The organism is Pseudoteredinibacter isoporae (genome assembly GCF_011602085.1).
GTDB classification, from domain to species: domain Bacteria; phylum Pseudomonadota; class Gammaproteobacteria; order Pseudomonadales; family Cellvibrionaceae; genus Pseudoteredinibacter; species Pseudoteredinibacter isoporae.
The window spans coordinates 1052805-1068061 of the sequence record NZ_JAAONY010000001.1 but is presented as its reverse complement, the minus strand read 5'-3'; the positions used below and the strand labels follow the sequence as shown (position 1 = coordinate 1068061).

Here is a 15257-nt window from a genome sequence, read left to right as displayed (position 1 = left end):
ACCTAGCGTTTGAGTGGCACTACCGCCATCGTCAAACGGGAAATACAACTTAGGCGCCCTTTATCATCTTCGATATGAATTTCCCACACCTGGGAACTGCGACCGCGATAGGCTAACTTCGCAGTTCCGGTCACATAGCCCTCTCGAACACCACGCACATGGTTTGCATTCACTTCCTGACCAACACTGAATTCCTTGCTCGGATCGATAACCAGGTTTGCGCCAATGCTGCCCAAAGTTTCGGCCAAAACCACATTGGCACCGCCGTGAATTAAACCAAATGGCTGAAAAGTTCGATGGTCTGCCGGCATGGTGCCGCGAATGTAATCGTCACCAATTTCCGTAACCTTGATACCCATCGCATCAACTGCTGTGTTTTTATGGCCCTTGGAAAAATCTTCAATGTTTGGTTCTGAAAACCAAATACGCTCAGTCATAACGTTCTCTGCTATTGCTACTCATTAGGATTTGTTTTTTAACTAACCGAAATTTTTATCGGAAACAAATGGATTGGTTTTACGCTCATGCCCAAATGTCGACATCGGACCATGCCCGGGAATAAAGCTTACATCGTCACCCAGCGTCCATAATTGTTCACGAATGGATTTCACTAACGTATCAAAATCCCCACGTGGAAAATCCGTTCGGCCGATGGAGCCCTGAAATAAAACATCGCCAACAATCGCCAGTTTGGTTTCTCGATGAAAGAAAATCACATGCCCGGGTGTGTGCCCTGGGCAATGGCGAACTTCCAGAACTTCATCGCCAAAACGAATGTCATCGCCCTGCTCCAACCAGCGATTTGGAACAAAAGTGCTGGCCGGAGGAAAGCCCATCATTTGAGCTTGATTGGGGAGCGACTGAATCCAGAAATCGTCTTCCAGATGAGGGCCCTCAATGGGCAAATCCAATTCTTCGGCCAACGCCGCCACACCTCCCACATGATCGAGATGGGCATGGGTGTTAATAATTTTTACCAGCTTGATTCCCTGCTGCTGCACGACTTGTTTGATACGATCCAGATCACCGCCCGGATCAACGACGACGCCCTCCATGGTTTTTTCACACCACAACAGGCTGCAGTTTTGTTGGTAAGGGGTCACGGGAATAACTTGAAATTTCACGATAAGTCTCTGATCAGGCCTGATTTCATTTGTATTAGCACTGCATTATGCCCAATTTTACGCTCGGGCTCACTGGCCTATTCTGACGATAGATTGACCGGGGCAGCGATTGATCACTATTATCGGTAATGCTGGCACGCAATGCCATAGCTTATCCAACCAGGCGAAAATACCATCAAGAAAAATAAACACTCATAAGGACCTTTCCATGAAAAAGCTCAGTATAGGGCTCGCCATTTTATTACTCGGTGCCTGCGTGGTTGTTGGACTGATACTGCCCAATCACATGCTCGCGGCCAAAAACCAAACACCCAAACAAACCCCTGGGGATTTAGGCATTGCTTATGAGGACATCTATTTTGAGCCCGAAGACGAAGCAGTAAAGCTTCACGGCTGGTGGATGCCGGCGGAAAATCCCAAAGCCATTCTGTTGATGGTGCATGGTGCGAACGGTTCCAAAGAAGGTCGATTCCCAAACTCGCTGGAAATGTACAAAGCTCTTTTGGCTAAAGATATGTCTCTATTGGCCATCGATTTGCGCAACCATGGAACATCGGCTCGCAGTGAGCAGGGTGAATTGGGAATGGGCATCGCAGAACGCCCTGATCTGATCGCCGCACTGGACCAAATTGAATTGAAAAATACACAACAGCTGCCCATTTTCAGTTTTGGTTTATCCATGGGGGGTGCCGCTGTCATTCACCTCGCCGAGGCCGATTCACGAAGCCAGGGGTTGATTCTGTTTGACCCAATGCTCAATACCAAAGACGCTCTTGAGCTGGGTGCACAAGCCAGCACCGGTGTTCCAGAATGGCTGGCCGAACTGGTCGTCTGGAGCACTTTGCAACAGCGCGACTTTGAACCGTCCGCTTTCGACGTCGCCCGTCAGCAAACCTTACCGACGCTACTGCTACAGGATGTTGGCGATCCGGTCACTCGTCTGGAGCATGCCGAAGCCTTGAAAAACCTACGAACAGACATCGAATATCGCGCCTTTGATGATCCGGCCAGCGATCACTGGATCTATGAAAAACACGGAGCCTGGGGCACTCATGTTGCAGCCTTCTACTTCGAGCCCGAGGCCTTTATTGAAAACATTGTGAGTTTTGTCGAAAAACACAGCGCTGTTTCTGCCGGCCAGTAAATCAGCGTAAGCAATTTACTCATAAGCTTCCCAAAGCTGTTCAAACAAAACCGAAAACTCGCGCAACAATATGCGCTCGTAGCTCAGCACAATATTTTCCTGATTTTTTGTGCTGGCGCTGCGAGTCCAGTTAAAACTACCATTGATCAACAAGCGTCGATCAAACAACGCGAACTTATGGTGCATATGGTAAGGACTGTGATCCAGACGCAGCTGCACACCCGCCTCCTGCATGCGCTCAATATCGCTACCCAAATCGTGAGATTTATCATTATCACTGATAATGCGGACGTCTATATTTCGTTGGTGCGCTTCCAGAATTGCTTTTGTAATCACATCGTCTGAAATGGTGAAAACACAAATTTCAATTTGCTTCCGGGCGGCCCGTATCTGCTGAACGATGGCTTCCCGACAACTAGTGCCCGGACTGAAATACGCCTGCTCGGCTTTATAAAAACCACTGTCTTGTTTGCAGACCTTAACGACCTTCCGCAACCATTCCAGAATCGCTGTTGGCTCACTGCCTTCATCGGCCATCGCATCACGGGCCAGGTCAAAAGCCCGGTTACGCACAAAATTGCGATCGGCCTCACCCAGATCCAACACAAAACCTCGCAGCTCGCGCTTTTCCTGATTGTCGAATCGTTCATCGCTGAGGGACTGGGAAAGAAATGATTCCAGCTGGGCTTTTTCCATGGAGCTATCCAAATTCACTAAAACTGTGGAAAGCTCAGGATAGTGAGACACCAAGCACAATACAAGGCTTGGCGTTCAGGGAAATAAAATGATGCTGACGCCTTGAATCTGAATTCAGATTGCTTCAGCCATGTTGGAATCGGCGAGGTACTTAACCAGAGTATTGTGCTCGGAGATGATACGAACAGCACGTAGATTCTGAGGAAATCCGACCCAGGTATGACTGGCGGTTTGAGGACGCAGCAAACGGTAGCTCGCCAGGGAGTTTTCCGACTCACCACCGCAATTACAACGACTCGGCCCCATACAGAATTCGAAATCGTAGATACCCTGATCGGCATCGGGCTGATCTTTTGCAAGGCAAAGCGCAGCCCTGTCGTGCTGTTGGCAACAGTGCCCCAGAGCCACCACCACCAAATGAGACACGATGCCTCGGTACATTTCTATTTCAACTTGTTTGACGCGTTGAGCTCTAATATTTGGCATGAAACATCCCTTTATGCACAAATGGTTATTGTTATTATCGGCAAAGTCCCAAGGGGCTTAAATCGAGTTAGCTGGGCATCCTACGCCTGCTTGCCAAGAAGAAATGTGAAGGACTTGGCAAATTGATCGATGCAGAACCCGAACATCGAACCAACGGTCAATCATAGAGCCAGAACACGTTTTTATCGCCAACTGACGCACTCTTTAAATGCGACATCCTGTCAGTATTCACCCTAGGCGCTATAACTATTGGCTCTTACAATGAGCCCTCTTTCAAAACCAGCCAGGAGACAGCCATGCAGGCACTATTTGATTTACAGGGTAAGGTTGCCATTGTTACCGGTGGTTCACGGGGAATTGGCGCCATGATTGCCCAGGGATTCGTTGCCGCTGGCGCCAAAACCTACATCACAGCCCGCAAAAAGGCCGAGCTGGAGGCCACCGCCGAAGAACTCAGCAAACAGGGCGAGTGCATTGCAATCAGTTCCGACCTCAGCACCATGGAGGGCATCGAGCAGTTTGTTGCTGACATTCAGGCCCGGGAATCACAAGTGGACATTCTGGTAAACAACGCGGGTGCGACCTGGGGACAAGGCATTGACGAGTTTACCGAGCAAGGCTGGGATCGAGTCATGGATTTAAACACCAAATCCATTTTCTTTTTGAGCCAAAAACTGCTGCCCTTGCTTCGTCAGGGCGCCAGTGCCGAAGATCGCAGCCGCATTATCAACATCGCGTCCATTAACGGTTTGACCAATCCGAACATGGACAACTATTCCTACTCAGCGAGTAAAGCTGCGGTGATTCACTTAACTCGCCATATGGCCGCCCGCTTGATCAAAGACGATATTCTGGTGAACGGTATTGCGCCCGGCTTTTTCCCAAGCAAAATGACGGCCTTTATTCTGGATCACGATGAGCAAGCCGCAGCCGCTTCCGTTCCAGCCGGTCGCATTGGTACACCGGAAGATGCCGCCGGAACAGCCATTTATTTAAGCTCGCGGGCCTCGGCCTTTGTCAACGGACACACCATAGTACTGGATGGCGGGCAGGTCGCCAATGCTCACTAAGGCTTTACGCCATTAGATCACTCGGCCTGTCTACATCCCGATAAAACCCGGGATGCTGGCAGGCAATCCGCTGTAAACTTTCCCTGTTATTGTTGATCACTGGCCGGGCACCTTGATCTCCGCTTAGCAGCTCAAACTCCGGCAAAAAACTCCGACTGAATAGAACCGGGTTTCCCAGCCGCGCTTCTTTATCCGAATAAGGCGCAGCAATTAATTTATCTTGCCAGTGAATGCTTTTCAAAAATTCTGTCAGTACCGTCACGTCCAAATAGGGCATGTCGGCCAAGGCAAACACGGTGAATGAAAGATTTTGAGTTTGGGCATAAGCCGCAGCCGCACGCACGGTAACCGACATTCCTTCACTGACATCCCGCAATGTGACATTGGAAATGTTCCGGACATCCAAATGCATTCGTAATTCACCATCGTCTTCACGAAGAAAAACCACCAATGGCAACTCTAATTCAAGATAGGGTTCCAGGCTGTGATCAATCAGGTAACGACCATCCGACATCGTTTCCAATAATTTTCCACGACCAAAGCGTTTTGAAAATCCGGCCGCCAGGACACAAACCTGTAAATTAGAAAAACAATGGAAATCAGGCATTTTTAACTGATATCAAATCCGCCAAAATCGAGACGGCAATTTCAGCGGGGGTTTTACTGTGAATATCCAAACCAATAGGCGCTTTTAGAACGGCCAGCTCGTCTTCACTGAATTCAAAATGTTCTTGCAGACGTTGTCGGCGTTTGGCGCTGGTGCGCACCGACCCCATGGCGCCGACGTAAGCCGCATCGGATCGCAGGCCGAGCATAATTGCCAAATCGTCAATCTTGGGGTCGTGACTTACCGTCGCAATAAAACAATGTCGATCAACACCCTGGGCAGACAAAACGTCATCGGGGTACTGACGAAACAAGGGCGCCCAGTCTTCCTGCCATTGCTCGGCGTATTCCGGGCGAGGATCAATTACCGCACAACGGATGTTCACCAATTCGGCCATCTGCACCAGGTATTGGGCAATCGGTCCGGCACCGACGATATAAAGTTGCCAGCGTGGGCTGAGAACATTCAACCAACGCTCACCATCCCACTGGGATTCCTGCCAGTTATCACAGCTTTGCAAAACGCATTGGCCATCACTGAGTGTGCTCAATAAGGCAATCGATTCCCGGCGCTTCAACGCTTGTTGAGCATCGCGCAATAGATCGGCTTGCAGCGGCTGCACATACAAGCGCATACAACCACCGCACGGCAGTTGTAAACGGGCGCGTTCTTCTTCGCTTTCGCCATAAAGCAAAACATCCGCTTGCTGTGGCCAATTCTGCTTCAGGCGTTCGAGCAGTTCTTCTTCAACACAACCACCGGAAACCGAACCCCAGAATTCGCCACTGTCAGCTACGGCTAACAAAGAACCTACCGGCCTCGGGGAGCTGCCGAAAGTTTCCATCACCGACACCAGACAGACCCGCCGGCCAGTTTCAGCGGCGCCAAGTGCTGCCTGTAAAATATCTTCGTGTTCCGCTTGCATGTATTAACTCAAAACACTCTTAAGTCAGGCGCAAAGGCAATTCACGTAAACGCTGGCCGCTGGCCGCAAATACGGCGTTTGCTACGGCCGGCGCAATAGGTGGCACACCGGGCTCACCTGCACCGGTCGGCGCTTGCGTGCTCTGCACGATATGCAGCTCAATCTCTGGCGCCTCGTTCATACGCACAACCGGATAGTCATGGAAATTACTTTGCTCTACAGCACCATCTTTCAGGGTAATGGTTCCACTCAGCGCGGCGGACAAACCAAAGACAATGCCCCCTTCGATCTGTGCTGCGACCCCATCAGGGTTGACGACTCGACCACAATCGGCGACACAATAAACTTTGTGCACCTTAATCTGTCCACCGTCGACGGATACTTCCGCGACCTGGGCAACATAAGAATTAAAACTGAAAACCGCAGCGACACCCAGATAGCGGCCTTTTTCTGCAAGCTGCTCTCGCTGTGCCCAATTCGACATTTCAGCCACCTTTTTCAATGCAGCGGCCAGACGAGGCATATCACCGCAATGTTGCATGCGATAGTCGAGAGGATCAATACCGGCTTTTATTGCCAACTCATCCATAAAGCCTTCTTTGAAAAAGCCACTGAACGAGTGCCCGACTGAACGCCAAAAACCCAGACGCAAACCGGGATCAACGGTTACCTGCCGAACGGTTTTATTGGCTATGCTGTACTCTTCCCACAAACCTTCAACACTGCTGGGGTCGACCGTCCAATTTTCAAAAATTCCATGGCCACGTTTACTGATCCAATCCACGAAACCACCGGGCAAAAACTCAGGTAAATACATACCAGCCGCTTCATCAATGGTGTAGCCCATAATGTTCGGGCCAACACGCGTGACATCCCAGGCTTGCAACTGCCCCTGATCATCCATCGCCGCACTCATCCGAGCGGAAGCCGCCGGGCGATAAAAATCATTTCTCATATCGTCTTCACGGCTCCAGACTAATTGGATCGGGAAGCCGCTGGCTTTGGCGATCGCGACAGCTTCAGCCACATAATCCTGGTTCACCCGACGACCAAATCCGCCCCCCAAAAAGGTGCTGTGCACACGGATATTATCTCTGGAAACATCACAGTGCTCTGAAGCCACTGTTTGACTGACATCCGGCCCTTGAGTTGGTACCCAAACATCAGCAACGTCATCTTGCAGCCACACTGTACAATTCATCGGCTCCATAGTCGCATGGGCGAGATAGGGCGCATGATAGTCGGCCGTTAATGTATTCCTGGCATTGGCAATCGCTGTACGACTGTCGCCTTGCTCAAAGGCGGTTTGCCCCTCTTCGGCCAGCGCTTTTTCAAAAGCCTGACGGATATCCGCTGAATTTTGTTTGGCAAGTTCAGGCAGATCCCACTCAACGGTTAGCTCAGATAAAGCCTTGCGAGCCTGCCAATAGTGCTCGGCCACAACGGCAACACCATTGAAAATGGTGAGCACATCAATCACACCGGGCAATTGTTTGGCCGCACTGGCGTCAACACTTTTTACTTCGCCACCAATCACCGGACAACGTAGCAATGCCGCGCGTTTTAAATTGGGAATATGTTGATCAGAGCCGTTAATTACCGAATCGGAACCCGGGCTGCCAACATCAATACCGAAGCGAGCCTGACCGGTTACTTTGGCAAGACCATCCACTTTTTTCTGCTGCTTGCCAATAAAGCGTAAATTGCTATTGGGTGTCAAAATCACCTTGGCAGGCGGTTTTGACTGACTCGCACGCTCAACAAAATCACCAAGACTGTAAGCTTTTTCTGCGAGCCACAATTTTCCGTCGCGCAGCTGTAAACTGGTGGGGTCCATATTCAGCTGCTCAGAAGCAGCATGAATGATCATTTCTCTCGCAGTCGCAGCGGTTTTTCTCAACGGCTCATAGTGCGCCATAATGCTGGTACTGCCGCCGGTCATCTGCATACCAAACAAGGGGTTCTTATAAGGCTCGCCAACACCAGCGTGTAAAATCGTAATCAATTCCGGTGGCGTATTCAGCTCTTCGGCAATCAACATGCTCAGCCCGGTATTGGTGCCCTGCCCCATTTCAGCACGAGGCATCAGAAAAATAATTTCACCGGTCGGCGTAATTTGCAAAACACCATCACTAACAAAAGCATCTCCCTGGCTGTACAGGAGCGGCTTGTCGGTCGCGAGCGCCGGCATACTCAACATCAAGCCACCAGCACCCAATAATTTCAGAAAGGAACGACGCTGAATCGCCATATTGGATTGACTCATGCATCACCCCCAGCGGCCTGCTCAGCCGGATCAAACTGCTGAACCGCGGCAACACTTTTAATCGCCTTGCGTATTCTCGGATAAGTGCCGCAACGGCAGATATTGCCACTCATCGCCGCCTCAATTTCGCTGTCGCTGGGTTTGGGATTGGTCGCCAACAGCGCACTGGCTGACATGATTTGTCCGGGCTGACAGTAACCGCACTGTGGGACATTATGCTCGAGCCAGGCTTCCTGCACCGGGTGCAGCTGCTCCGCATCACCGAGCCCCTCAATCGTTGTCACCGATTTTCCAGCAACCGCCACAACGGGCAGAATACACGTGCGGCTGGCAATTCCGTCGACATGCATGGTGCATGCACCACACAGGCCCATACCGCAACCAAACTTACTGCCGGTTAACTGAAAATGTTCCCGGATAATCCATAACAAGGGGGTATCGGCGGGCACATCCACGGACACGGGCTCGCCATTGAGCTGAAATTCGATCATGAGCTAATCCTGCCTGAAGGCTTATTATCTCCGAGCCAGGAAGGCCCAGAATCTATAAAAGGCAGTCTAATTGATGACTCATTGTAGGGCTTTGTGTTTAACCAATCTTTACCAAATAGTACATTTGTACAATTGCAAAAAATCAGCGATAGATGCTCATCAGCATATCCACCATTGCCGCCGCTGGCGCTGACAATCCATGACGGCGGCGACTTAGAATAACCACCTTTCTTTTAAATACTGGCTTTTGCAGACTTTTACACTGCAAACCCATTTGCTCCATCTGCTGCTGGCAGAAACCGGGCACAATACACAAACCCAAACCTTCGGCCGCCATACGGCCCACAGTGGTCAATTGGTTGGCTTCATAGATACGCTCGGGCAACGTATTCTGCTCCAGCATGATCGCATCGAGGCTTCGGCGAAAGCCTGATCGCGCGTTCAAACTGATGAAAGGGTAACGCGCCAAATCCTGCCAATGCAGTTGTTGTTTTGAAGCCAACTCATGGGACTGAGGAAGTGCCACCACCGCCCGATCACTGAACAGCACCTGCTGATTAATATCTTCGGGCGGATCTTGCTCAAAAGCGATCCCCAACTCGACCCGCCCGGAATGCACCGCACTGAGGACATCTTCCATCACAATATCCTCAAGACTGAGATCAATTTCGGGATACTGCTCATGAAAGCGCGCCATCAACGCCGGAAAAACACTTGAAGCCAACGAAGGCATACAGGCCATGGCCAGGCGTCCCCGTCGCAGCGCAAAGCGGTTGTGCATTTCGTCAAAGGCACTTTCCCAGTCCTGCAACAATCGTTCGGCGAGCGGGAAGAAGGCCTCGCCTTCCGGGGTCAGCGACACGCTGCGGGTACTGCGGTTGATTAGCGGACCTCCCAATTGCTCCTCCAGATTACGTATGGTGATACTCAGGGCAGGTTGGGACAAATGCAGCTCACCACAGGCCTCGGCAAAACTTCTGTGCTTGGCCACACAGACAAAGGCACGCAGCTGCTTGTGGGTAAAAGAGGGGCGCTGGCTCATAAGACTCTAAGTTTTATAAAATTTATCAATAGCGAACTTTTTTATATTTGATAAATATAGCGAATTCCACCAAGCTAGACCACCTATGCACAACTGAATAACAGATAACGAGGTGGATGATGTCCGGTTTCAATAAGGTTGTCGGCAGCTATGAAGAAGCCATGGCCGGCCTGGAAGATGGCATGACAATCATTGCAGGCGGCTTTGGCCTGTGCGGTATCCCCGAGGGCTGTATCGCCCAGATCAAAAAAATGGGTACCAAAGAGTTGACCATTGTTTCCAATAACTGCGGTGTTGACGGCTTCGGCCTGGGCATCCTGCTGGAAGACAAGCAGATCAAAAAGATGGTCTCTTCCTATGTCGGTGAAAACAAACTTTTCGAAGACCAATTATTAGCTGGCGAGCTGGAAGTGGAATTGACACCACAGGGCACGCTGGCAGAAAAAATGCGCGCTGGCGGCGCTGGCATTCCAGCCTTCTACACCGCCACCGGTTACGGGACGCCGGTAGGAGACGGTAAAGAAGTTCGCGAATTTAACGGTCGCAACTACATTCTGGAAGAAGCCATCACCGGTGACTACGCCATTGTAAAAGGCTGGAAAGCCGACACCTACGGCAATGTTATCTACCGCCACACCGCTCAGAACTTCAATCCCATGGCCGCTACTGCCGGCAAAATCACCATTGTGGAAGTGGAAGAAATTGTCGAGCCCGGTGAGCTGGACCCAACCCAGATTCACACTCCGGGTATTTATGTCGACCGCCTGATTCAGGGCAGTTTCGAAAAACGCATTGAACAACGCACCGTACGCGCATAAGGAGATTGATCATGGCTTTATCTCGTGAACAACTGGCAATGCGCGTAGCGCAGGAATTACAAGACGGCTTTTACGTCAACCTCGGTATCGGCATCCCAACACTGGTTGCCAACTATGTGCCTGAAGGCATGGAAGTAATGCTCCAATCCGAAAACGGTCTGCTGGGCATGGGCCCCTTCCCGACTGAAGACGAAGTAGACGCCGACATGATTAATGCTGGCAAGCAAACCGTGACCACCATTACCGGCGCTTCGATTTTCAGTTCTGCTGAATCGTTTGCCATGATCCGTGGCGGCCATGTTGACCTGACCGTACTGGGCGCTTTTGAAGTCGATGTAAACGGTAGCATCGCCTCCTGGATGATTCCTGGAAAACTGATTAAGGGCATGGGCGGCGCGATGGACCTGGTGGCCGGTGCCGACAATATCATCGTCACCATGACCCACGCCGACAAACACGGCAATTCAAAACTGTTGAACGAATGTACTCTGCCACTGACAGGGGCAGGTTGCATTAAAAAGGTGGTCACCGATCTGGCCTACCTCGAAATTGAAGACGGTCAGTTTATCCTTAAAGAACGTGCTCCAGGCGTAAGCGTGGAAGAAATTGTCAGCAAAACGGCAGGCAAGCTTGTTGTGCCAGACCACGTTCCTGAGATGAATGTATAAGTTTTTTCTACACTGAAACGGTAACGATTTCCGTACGTAGGGCTCCCAAAGATTCTTCTAGGGGGCCCTTTTTTTATTGTTACCGCTCGCCCTCTAACCGCTTTTCACTACGCTCAATACGGCCACCCCATCATTAGCTCCAGCTAATAAGTCGCGTCACTTTGTCACATCGGAAACTCTCCCGAGCACTGCTAGCATTGTCATGATATCTACATTGTTTAAGGGGAATAAACTTTGCGATTACTCAAACCACTCTGTTTTTTCATTTCTATCAGCCAACTGTCACTGAGCGCTTATGCCACCGATAACGGAGACAATAAAAGCGAGATAGAAGAGATTAATGTAATCGCAGATCGATTATTTGCTGACACCACCCGCCTCAGCCCAAGCAGCACCATCACTGCTGAAGACCTCAAAGCCATCAGTCTGTTAACCGCCGAAGACAGCATCGCCTATGAACCCAATCTGGTTGTACGTCGTCGTTATGTTGGCGACCCCAATGGCGTGCTGGGCATTCGAGGTTCGGGTATGTTTCAAACCGCTCGCAGTCTGGTATTTGCCGATGGCTTACCGCTGCACTATTTACTGCAGACTCGCTGGTCAGGCTCGCCGCGCTGGTCTCTGTTAGGCCCGGATGAAATCGCCAACGCCACCGTAATTTATGGTCCTTATTCTGCGGAGTATTCCGGCAACGCCATGGGTGGCGTCGTCGATATTAAAACTCGTACACCACAGGAACGTCGGTTCATTGTTCAGGGGCATTTGCTCAGTCAGGATTACAATGAACTGGCAACGAACGATCACTTCAATGGCAATAAAATTTATATGGCCTATGAAGATAAAATCGATGATCTCAGCTTGAGCGCTTCCTACAACCGCTTACGAAATAACAGTCAACCTATGAGCCAGTATTTCACCAATGCCAGTGAGGCCGAAGCTCTGGATGATCTTGGTGTTACCGGCTATATCCGTGGAAAAGACAAATACGGAGATGATGTGATTTACATTGGTGACTCCGGCGCAGAAGAGTCCACCACCGAACTCTACAAGCTGAAACTCAATTACCAACTGGGCAATATGCAATTGCGTGGCACAATTGCCTATGAAGACCGGCTACGGGAAGAACAGGATAAAAATAACTATCTTGTCGACGCTTCGGGCAATACCTATTGGGGCCTGGGAAACAGAAACTTTGAGCAGCGTACCCAGGAACGTAACAGCCTGCTTCTTGGCTTCGGTGTCAGTGCAGAGATTTGGGGCAACTGGTTTTACGATATTTACGCCACCAACTTTGAAATTATCAAAGATAAAGAACGCCGCAGCGGTTTAAACCCTGACGATCCCAACTTTGGCAGCCGTAACGGTCGATTAACTCAGTTTGGAGATACCGGGTGGAACACCCTGGATATCAAACTGGGCACTGACTCGTTGTTTAACCGGGACGATATGCGCCTTTCCATCGGACTGTTGAAAGACCGCTATCAACTGGCCATCAATGGATTCAATATCAATGCCAACGACGGCTCAGTCGTTTCCACACGTTCTCCCAGCCAAGGCGAGACCTCCACAACGGCTGCCTTTGCACAATGGGGCTGGCAGAGCACAGAGAGCCTCGACTTCGCCTTGGGACTGCGCTACGAACAATGGAAAACCCTGGATGGTCTCTACAATAATATTCAAGCCCCCAAACGCGATGAAAATACTTGGTCGCCGAAGTTTTCAGCTGGCTACACGCTCAATGAGCGCTGGAGTGTGCGCTACTCAGCCGCTCAAGCATACCGTTTTCCCATTGTAGAGGAACTCTATCGCAATGAAGCCGCAGCAACTGCTGTTCTCATCGCGGATGCCAGCCTGGAACCTGAGCAAGGCATTCATCACAACATCAGCTTGATTAATGAATTCGATTCCGGAAAGCTGCAAATCAATGTTTTCTGGGAAAAAATCAAAGACTCAATTTACAATCAACGCGGCACCATCAATGACGGTGGAAACAACATCAGCGTCTCGACCTTTTTGGCCATTGATGAAGTCAACACCTCCGGTGCAGAATTTATCTATGAGCAAGGCAATTTCCTGATTGAAAAACTTTCCTTAAGATTCAATCTGAATTATACCGACGCCGAAATTACCAAAAACTCCGCCAACACCAGCATCGAGGGTAATGACCTTCCAAGAATCCCAAGTTGGAGATCCAATGTGATGCTCAGCTATCCGGTCAATGATGCGCTGAGTGTGCATTCCAGTTTCCGCTACGCCAGCAACAGTCATGGCAATCTGGACAACAGCGATCGGGGCGGCGAAGTGTTCGGCGCGATTGACGACTACTTTTTTGTCAACACAAAAGTCAGTTGGCGCATGAGTGAAGCACTATCCCTCAGTGCAGGGGTCGACAATCTCTTCAATGACACAGCCTATGTGGCACACCCCTGGCCATCGCGCAGCTATTACCTCGAAGGGCGGTATCAATTCTGATGCCATCACTTCAGGAAAAACATTCCGTCGCCTTCGAGCAATTGCTGTGGCGCTGGCATTTCTGGGCAGGCCTTCTGTGCCTGCCGGTGATCATCACCCTGGCCGCCAGTGGCGGCCTGTATCTGTTCAAATCGGAATATCAGCAGTGGCATGATCAAGGCTTGCTGAAAAACCCGGAGACCCAATCGATCAAGCAACACACCGTCAGCCTGGAACACACGCTTAATCAATTGCTTGCCCAAAAACCCGGAGCCCGTTTTAAAAAACTTCAAATCAGCCAAGCTAACAACCCCGTTGTTCAGTTTGAATTGCATGAAGACGAACAACGAAAGCTGTATTGGATGAATCGCCATAACGGAGAGCTCTTAAAGGAAGCAGTAAAAGGTCAACAGTTAATGCTGTGGTTAAAGAAGCTGCATGGCGAGCTGCACGCCGGAAAGATCGGCTCCTATATCGTTGAACTGGCGGCACAATGGTGCATTGTTTTAATCCTTTGTGGGTTATGGTTGAGCTACCTAAGGCAGCGAAAACGCAGCCCCAATGCACAGGCAGCGTTTTGGCATTTATTCTGGCCACCGCGCACTCGATCCGGCTACTGGCCAAGACACTGGCACCAAATTCTGGGCAGCTGGTTTGCGTTTGCCATTCTCTTGCTGCTGGTTTCGGGGTTACCCTGGACCCAACTTTGGGGCAGTGGATTCAAAGCACTGCAAAAGCTCGCAGGCTGGAACAGCCCTGGACAGGAATGGCATATTACCCTTCAGTCCAAAGACCAACAAACGGTGATCGACAACTCTCTCTGGCAACTTGACAGTCAGGAAGAGCAGGTGAACCCATTGCAGTCGCAAACACCCGCAAAAGCCAATAGCATTGGGCTGACAGAAGTTCTTCAAAAAGTGAGCCAGGAAGACTGGGCCTACCCTATCACCATTCAACCACCCAATAATCCAAAAGGCGTCTGGTCTGTGCGCGCCATGCACAGTGATCGCCGTCTCCGTAAAACCGTTCACATTGATCGCTGGAACGGAGAAGAACTTATGCGAATCGAATTCCAGCACTACCACCCGGTCAAACAGTTGGCGTCCTATGGAATTTCCATGCACGAAGGTGCGCTGTTCGGACGATTGAATCAGTTACTGGGAGCACTTACCGCTCTTGGGCTTATTGCCTTGAGCCTGTTTGGCCTTGTCAGCTGGTGGAAGCGCCGCCCCCAAACAAACTCGGCGAGATCGGAGAAGCCCTTTTCGATGAGCCCCGGCTTCGTGCTCGGCTTGCTGGCACTGATGTTGTTCCTTCCCCTGTTCGGAGCAAGCTTGATTATTGTCTGCCTGCTGGATAAAGCCCTGATCGCTATCCAGAAACCAAAGCCCGAAGCCGAACTGACATCAGATCAAGTACCATGACACCGGGGAATCAGCCCTCAGATCTAACCCCAAAGTATCAATTAT

At 50.4% G+C, this 15257-nt stretch carries 15 protein-coding genes; 6 read left to right on the top strand and 9 right to left on the bottom strand.

Annotation, left to right across the window (positions count from 1 at the left end; translation table 11 throughout):
- Window positions 1-2: 2 nt before the first annotated feature.
- Both G8768_RS04630 and G8768_RS04625 read right to left on the bottom strand, forming a co-directional pair.
- Window positions 3-437 (bottom strand): hotdog fold thioesterase, encoded by a 435-nt coding sequence (locus G8768_RS04630; protein ID WP_166850607.1) that lies wholly within the window; start codon window positions 435-437, stop codon window positions 3-5.
- Between the two features lie 42 nt (window positions 438-479).
- Window positions 480-1127 carry an MBL fold metallo-hydrolase gene (locus G8768_RS04625; protein ID WP_341800992.1) on the bottom strand — a complete coding sequence of 216 codons (648 nt, stop codon included), beginning with the start codon at window positions 1125-1127 and terminating at the stop codon, window positions 480-482.
- A 205-nt stretch (window positions 1128-1332) separates the two neighbouring features.
- Between G8768_RS04625 and G8768_RS04620 the strand changes: the two genes are divergently transcribed.
- Entirely contained in the window at window positions 1333-2268 is a 936-nt protein-coding gene (locus G8768_RS04620; protein WP_166850613.1) for an alpha/beta hydrolase, read from the top strand.
- 15 nt (window positions 2269-2283) lie between these two features.
- Here G8768_RS04620 and G8768_RS04615 read toward each other — a convergent pair whose 3' ends face one another.
- Both G8768_RS04615 and G8768_RS04610 read right to left on the bottom strand, forming a co-directional pair.
- The gene (locus tag G8768_RS04615) at window positions 2284-2964 is read right to left on the bottom strand and encodes a phospholipase D-like domain-containing protein (protein WP_166850616.1); all 681 of its coding nucleotides are present in this window, start codon (window positions 2962-2964) and stop codon (window positions 2284-2286) included.
- A 114-nt stretch (window positions 2965-3078) separates the two neighbouring features.
- Window positions 3079-3450, bottom strand: a complete 372-nt coding sequence (locus G8768_RS04610) for a hypothetical protein (protein ID WP_166850620.1) — start codon at window positions 3448-3450, stop codon at window positions 3079-3081.
- Between the two features lie 296 nt (window positions 3451-3746).
- Between G8768_RS04610 and G8768_RS04605 the strand changes: the two genes are divergently transcribed.
- On the top strand, window positions 3747-4520 hold the full coding sequence (locus G8768_RS04605; RefSeq protein WP_166850623.1) for an SDR family NAD(P)-dependent oxidoreductase: 774 nt from the start codon (window positions 3747-3749) through the stop codon (window positions 4518-4520).
- A 4-nt stretch (window positions 4521-4524) separates the two neighbouring features.
- On the opposite strand, the gene G8768_RS04600 is transcribed toward G8768_RS04605, so the two are convergent.
- The 5 genes from G8768_RS04600 to G8768_RS04580 all read right to left on the bottom strand — a co-directional run bounded on the left by G8768_RS04600 (window position 4525) and on the right by G8768_RS04580 (window position 9851).
- Window positions 4525-5127, bottom strand: coding sequence for a nucleotidyltransferase family protein (locus G8768_RS04600; protein WP_166850626.1), 603 nt, complete (start codon window positions 5125-5127; stop codon window positions 4525-4527).
- Window positions 5120-6052, bottom strand: coding sequence for an XdhC family protein (locus G8768_RS04595; protein ID WP_166850628.1), 933 nt, complete (start codon window positions 6050-6052; stop codon window positions 5120-5122). Before G8768_RS04595 ends, G8768_RS04600 begins: the two co-directional genes overlap by 8 nt.
- 19 nt (window positions 6053-6071) lie before the next feature.
- Window positions 6072-8318, bottom strand: coding sequence for a xanthine dehydrogenase family protein molybdopterin-binding subunit (locus G8768_RS04590; RefSeq protein WP_166850631.1), 2247 nt, complete (start codon window positions 8316-8318; stop codon window positions 6072-6074).
- A complete protein-coding gene (locus tag G8768_RS04585; protein WP_166850634.1) occupies window positions 8315-8809 on the bottom strand; it encodes a (2Fe-2S)-binding protein in 495 nt (164 codons plus the stop codon). The genes G8768_RS04590 and G8768_RS04585 overlap by 4 nt, the downstream gene beginning before the upstream one ends.
- A gap of 142 nt (window positions 8810-8951) precedes the next feature.
- Window positions 8952-9851 (bottom strand): LysR family transcriptional regulator, encoded by a 900-nt coding sequence (locus G8768_RS04580; RefSeq protein ID WP_166850637.1) that lies wholly within the window; start codon window positions 9849-9851, stop codon window positions 8952-8954.
- A 119-nt stretch (window positions 9852-9970) separates the two neighbouring features.
- Between G8768_RS04580 and G8768_RS04575 the strand changes: the two genes are divergently transcribed.
- The 4 genes from G8768_RS04575 (at window position 9971) to G8768_RS04560 (ending at window position 15212) form a co-directional block, all read left to right on the top strand.
- On the top strand, window positions 9971-10669 hold the full coding sequence (locus G8768_RS04575; protein ID WP_166850640.1) for a CoA transferase subunit A: 699 nt from the start codon (window positions 9971-9973) through the stop codon (window positions 10667-10669).
- Between the two features lie 11 nt (window positions 10670-10680).
- A complete protein-coding gene (locus tag G8768_RS04570) occupies window positions 10681-11337 on the top strand; it encodes a CoA transferase subunit B (RefSeq protein ID WP_166850643.1) in 657 nt (218 codons plus the stop codon).
- Window positions 11338-11571: 234 nt separating this feature from the next.
- On the top strand, window positions 11572-13809 hold the full coding sequence (locus tag G8768_RS04565) for a TonB-dependent receptor (RefSeq protein ID WP_166850648.1): 2238 nt from the start codon (window positions 11572-11574) through the stop codon (window positions 13807-13809).
- A complete protein-coding gene (locus G8768_RS04560; RefSeq protein WP_166850651.1) occupies window positions 13809-15212 on the top strand; it encodes a PepSY-associated TM helix domain-containing protein in 1404 nt (467 codons plus the stop codon). Before G8768_RS04565 ends, G8768_RS04560 begins: the two co-directional genes overlap by 1 nt.
- Window positions 15213-15257 lie beyond the last annotated feature (45 nt).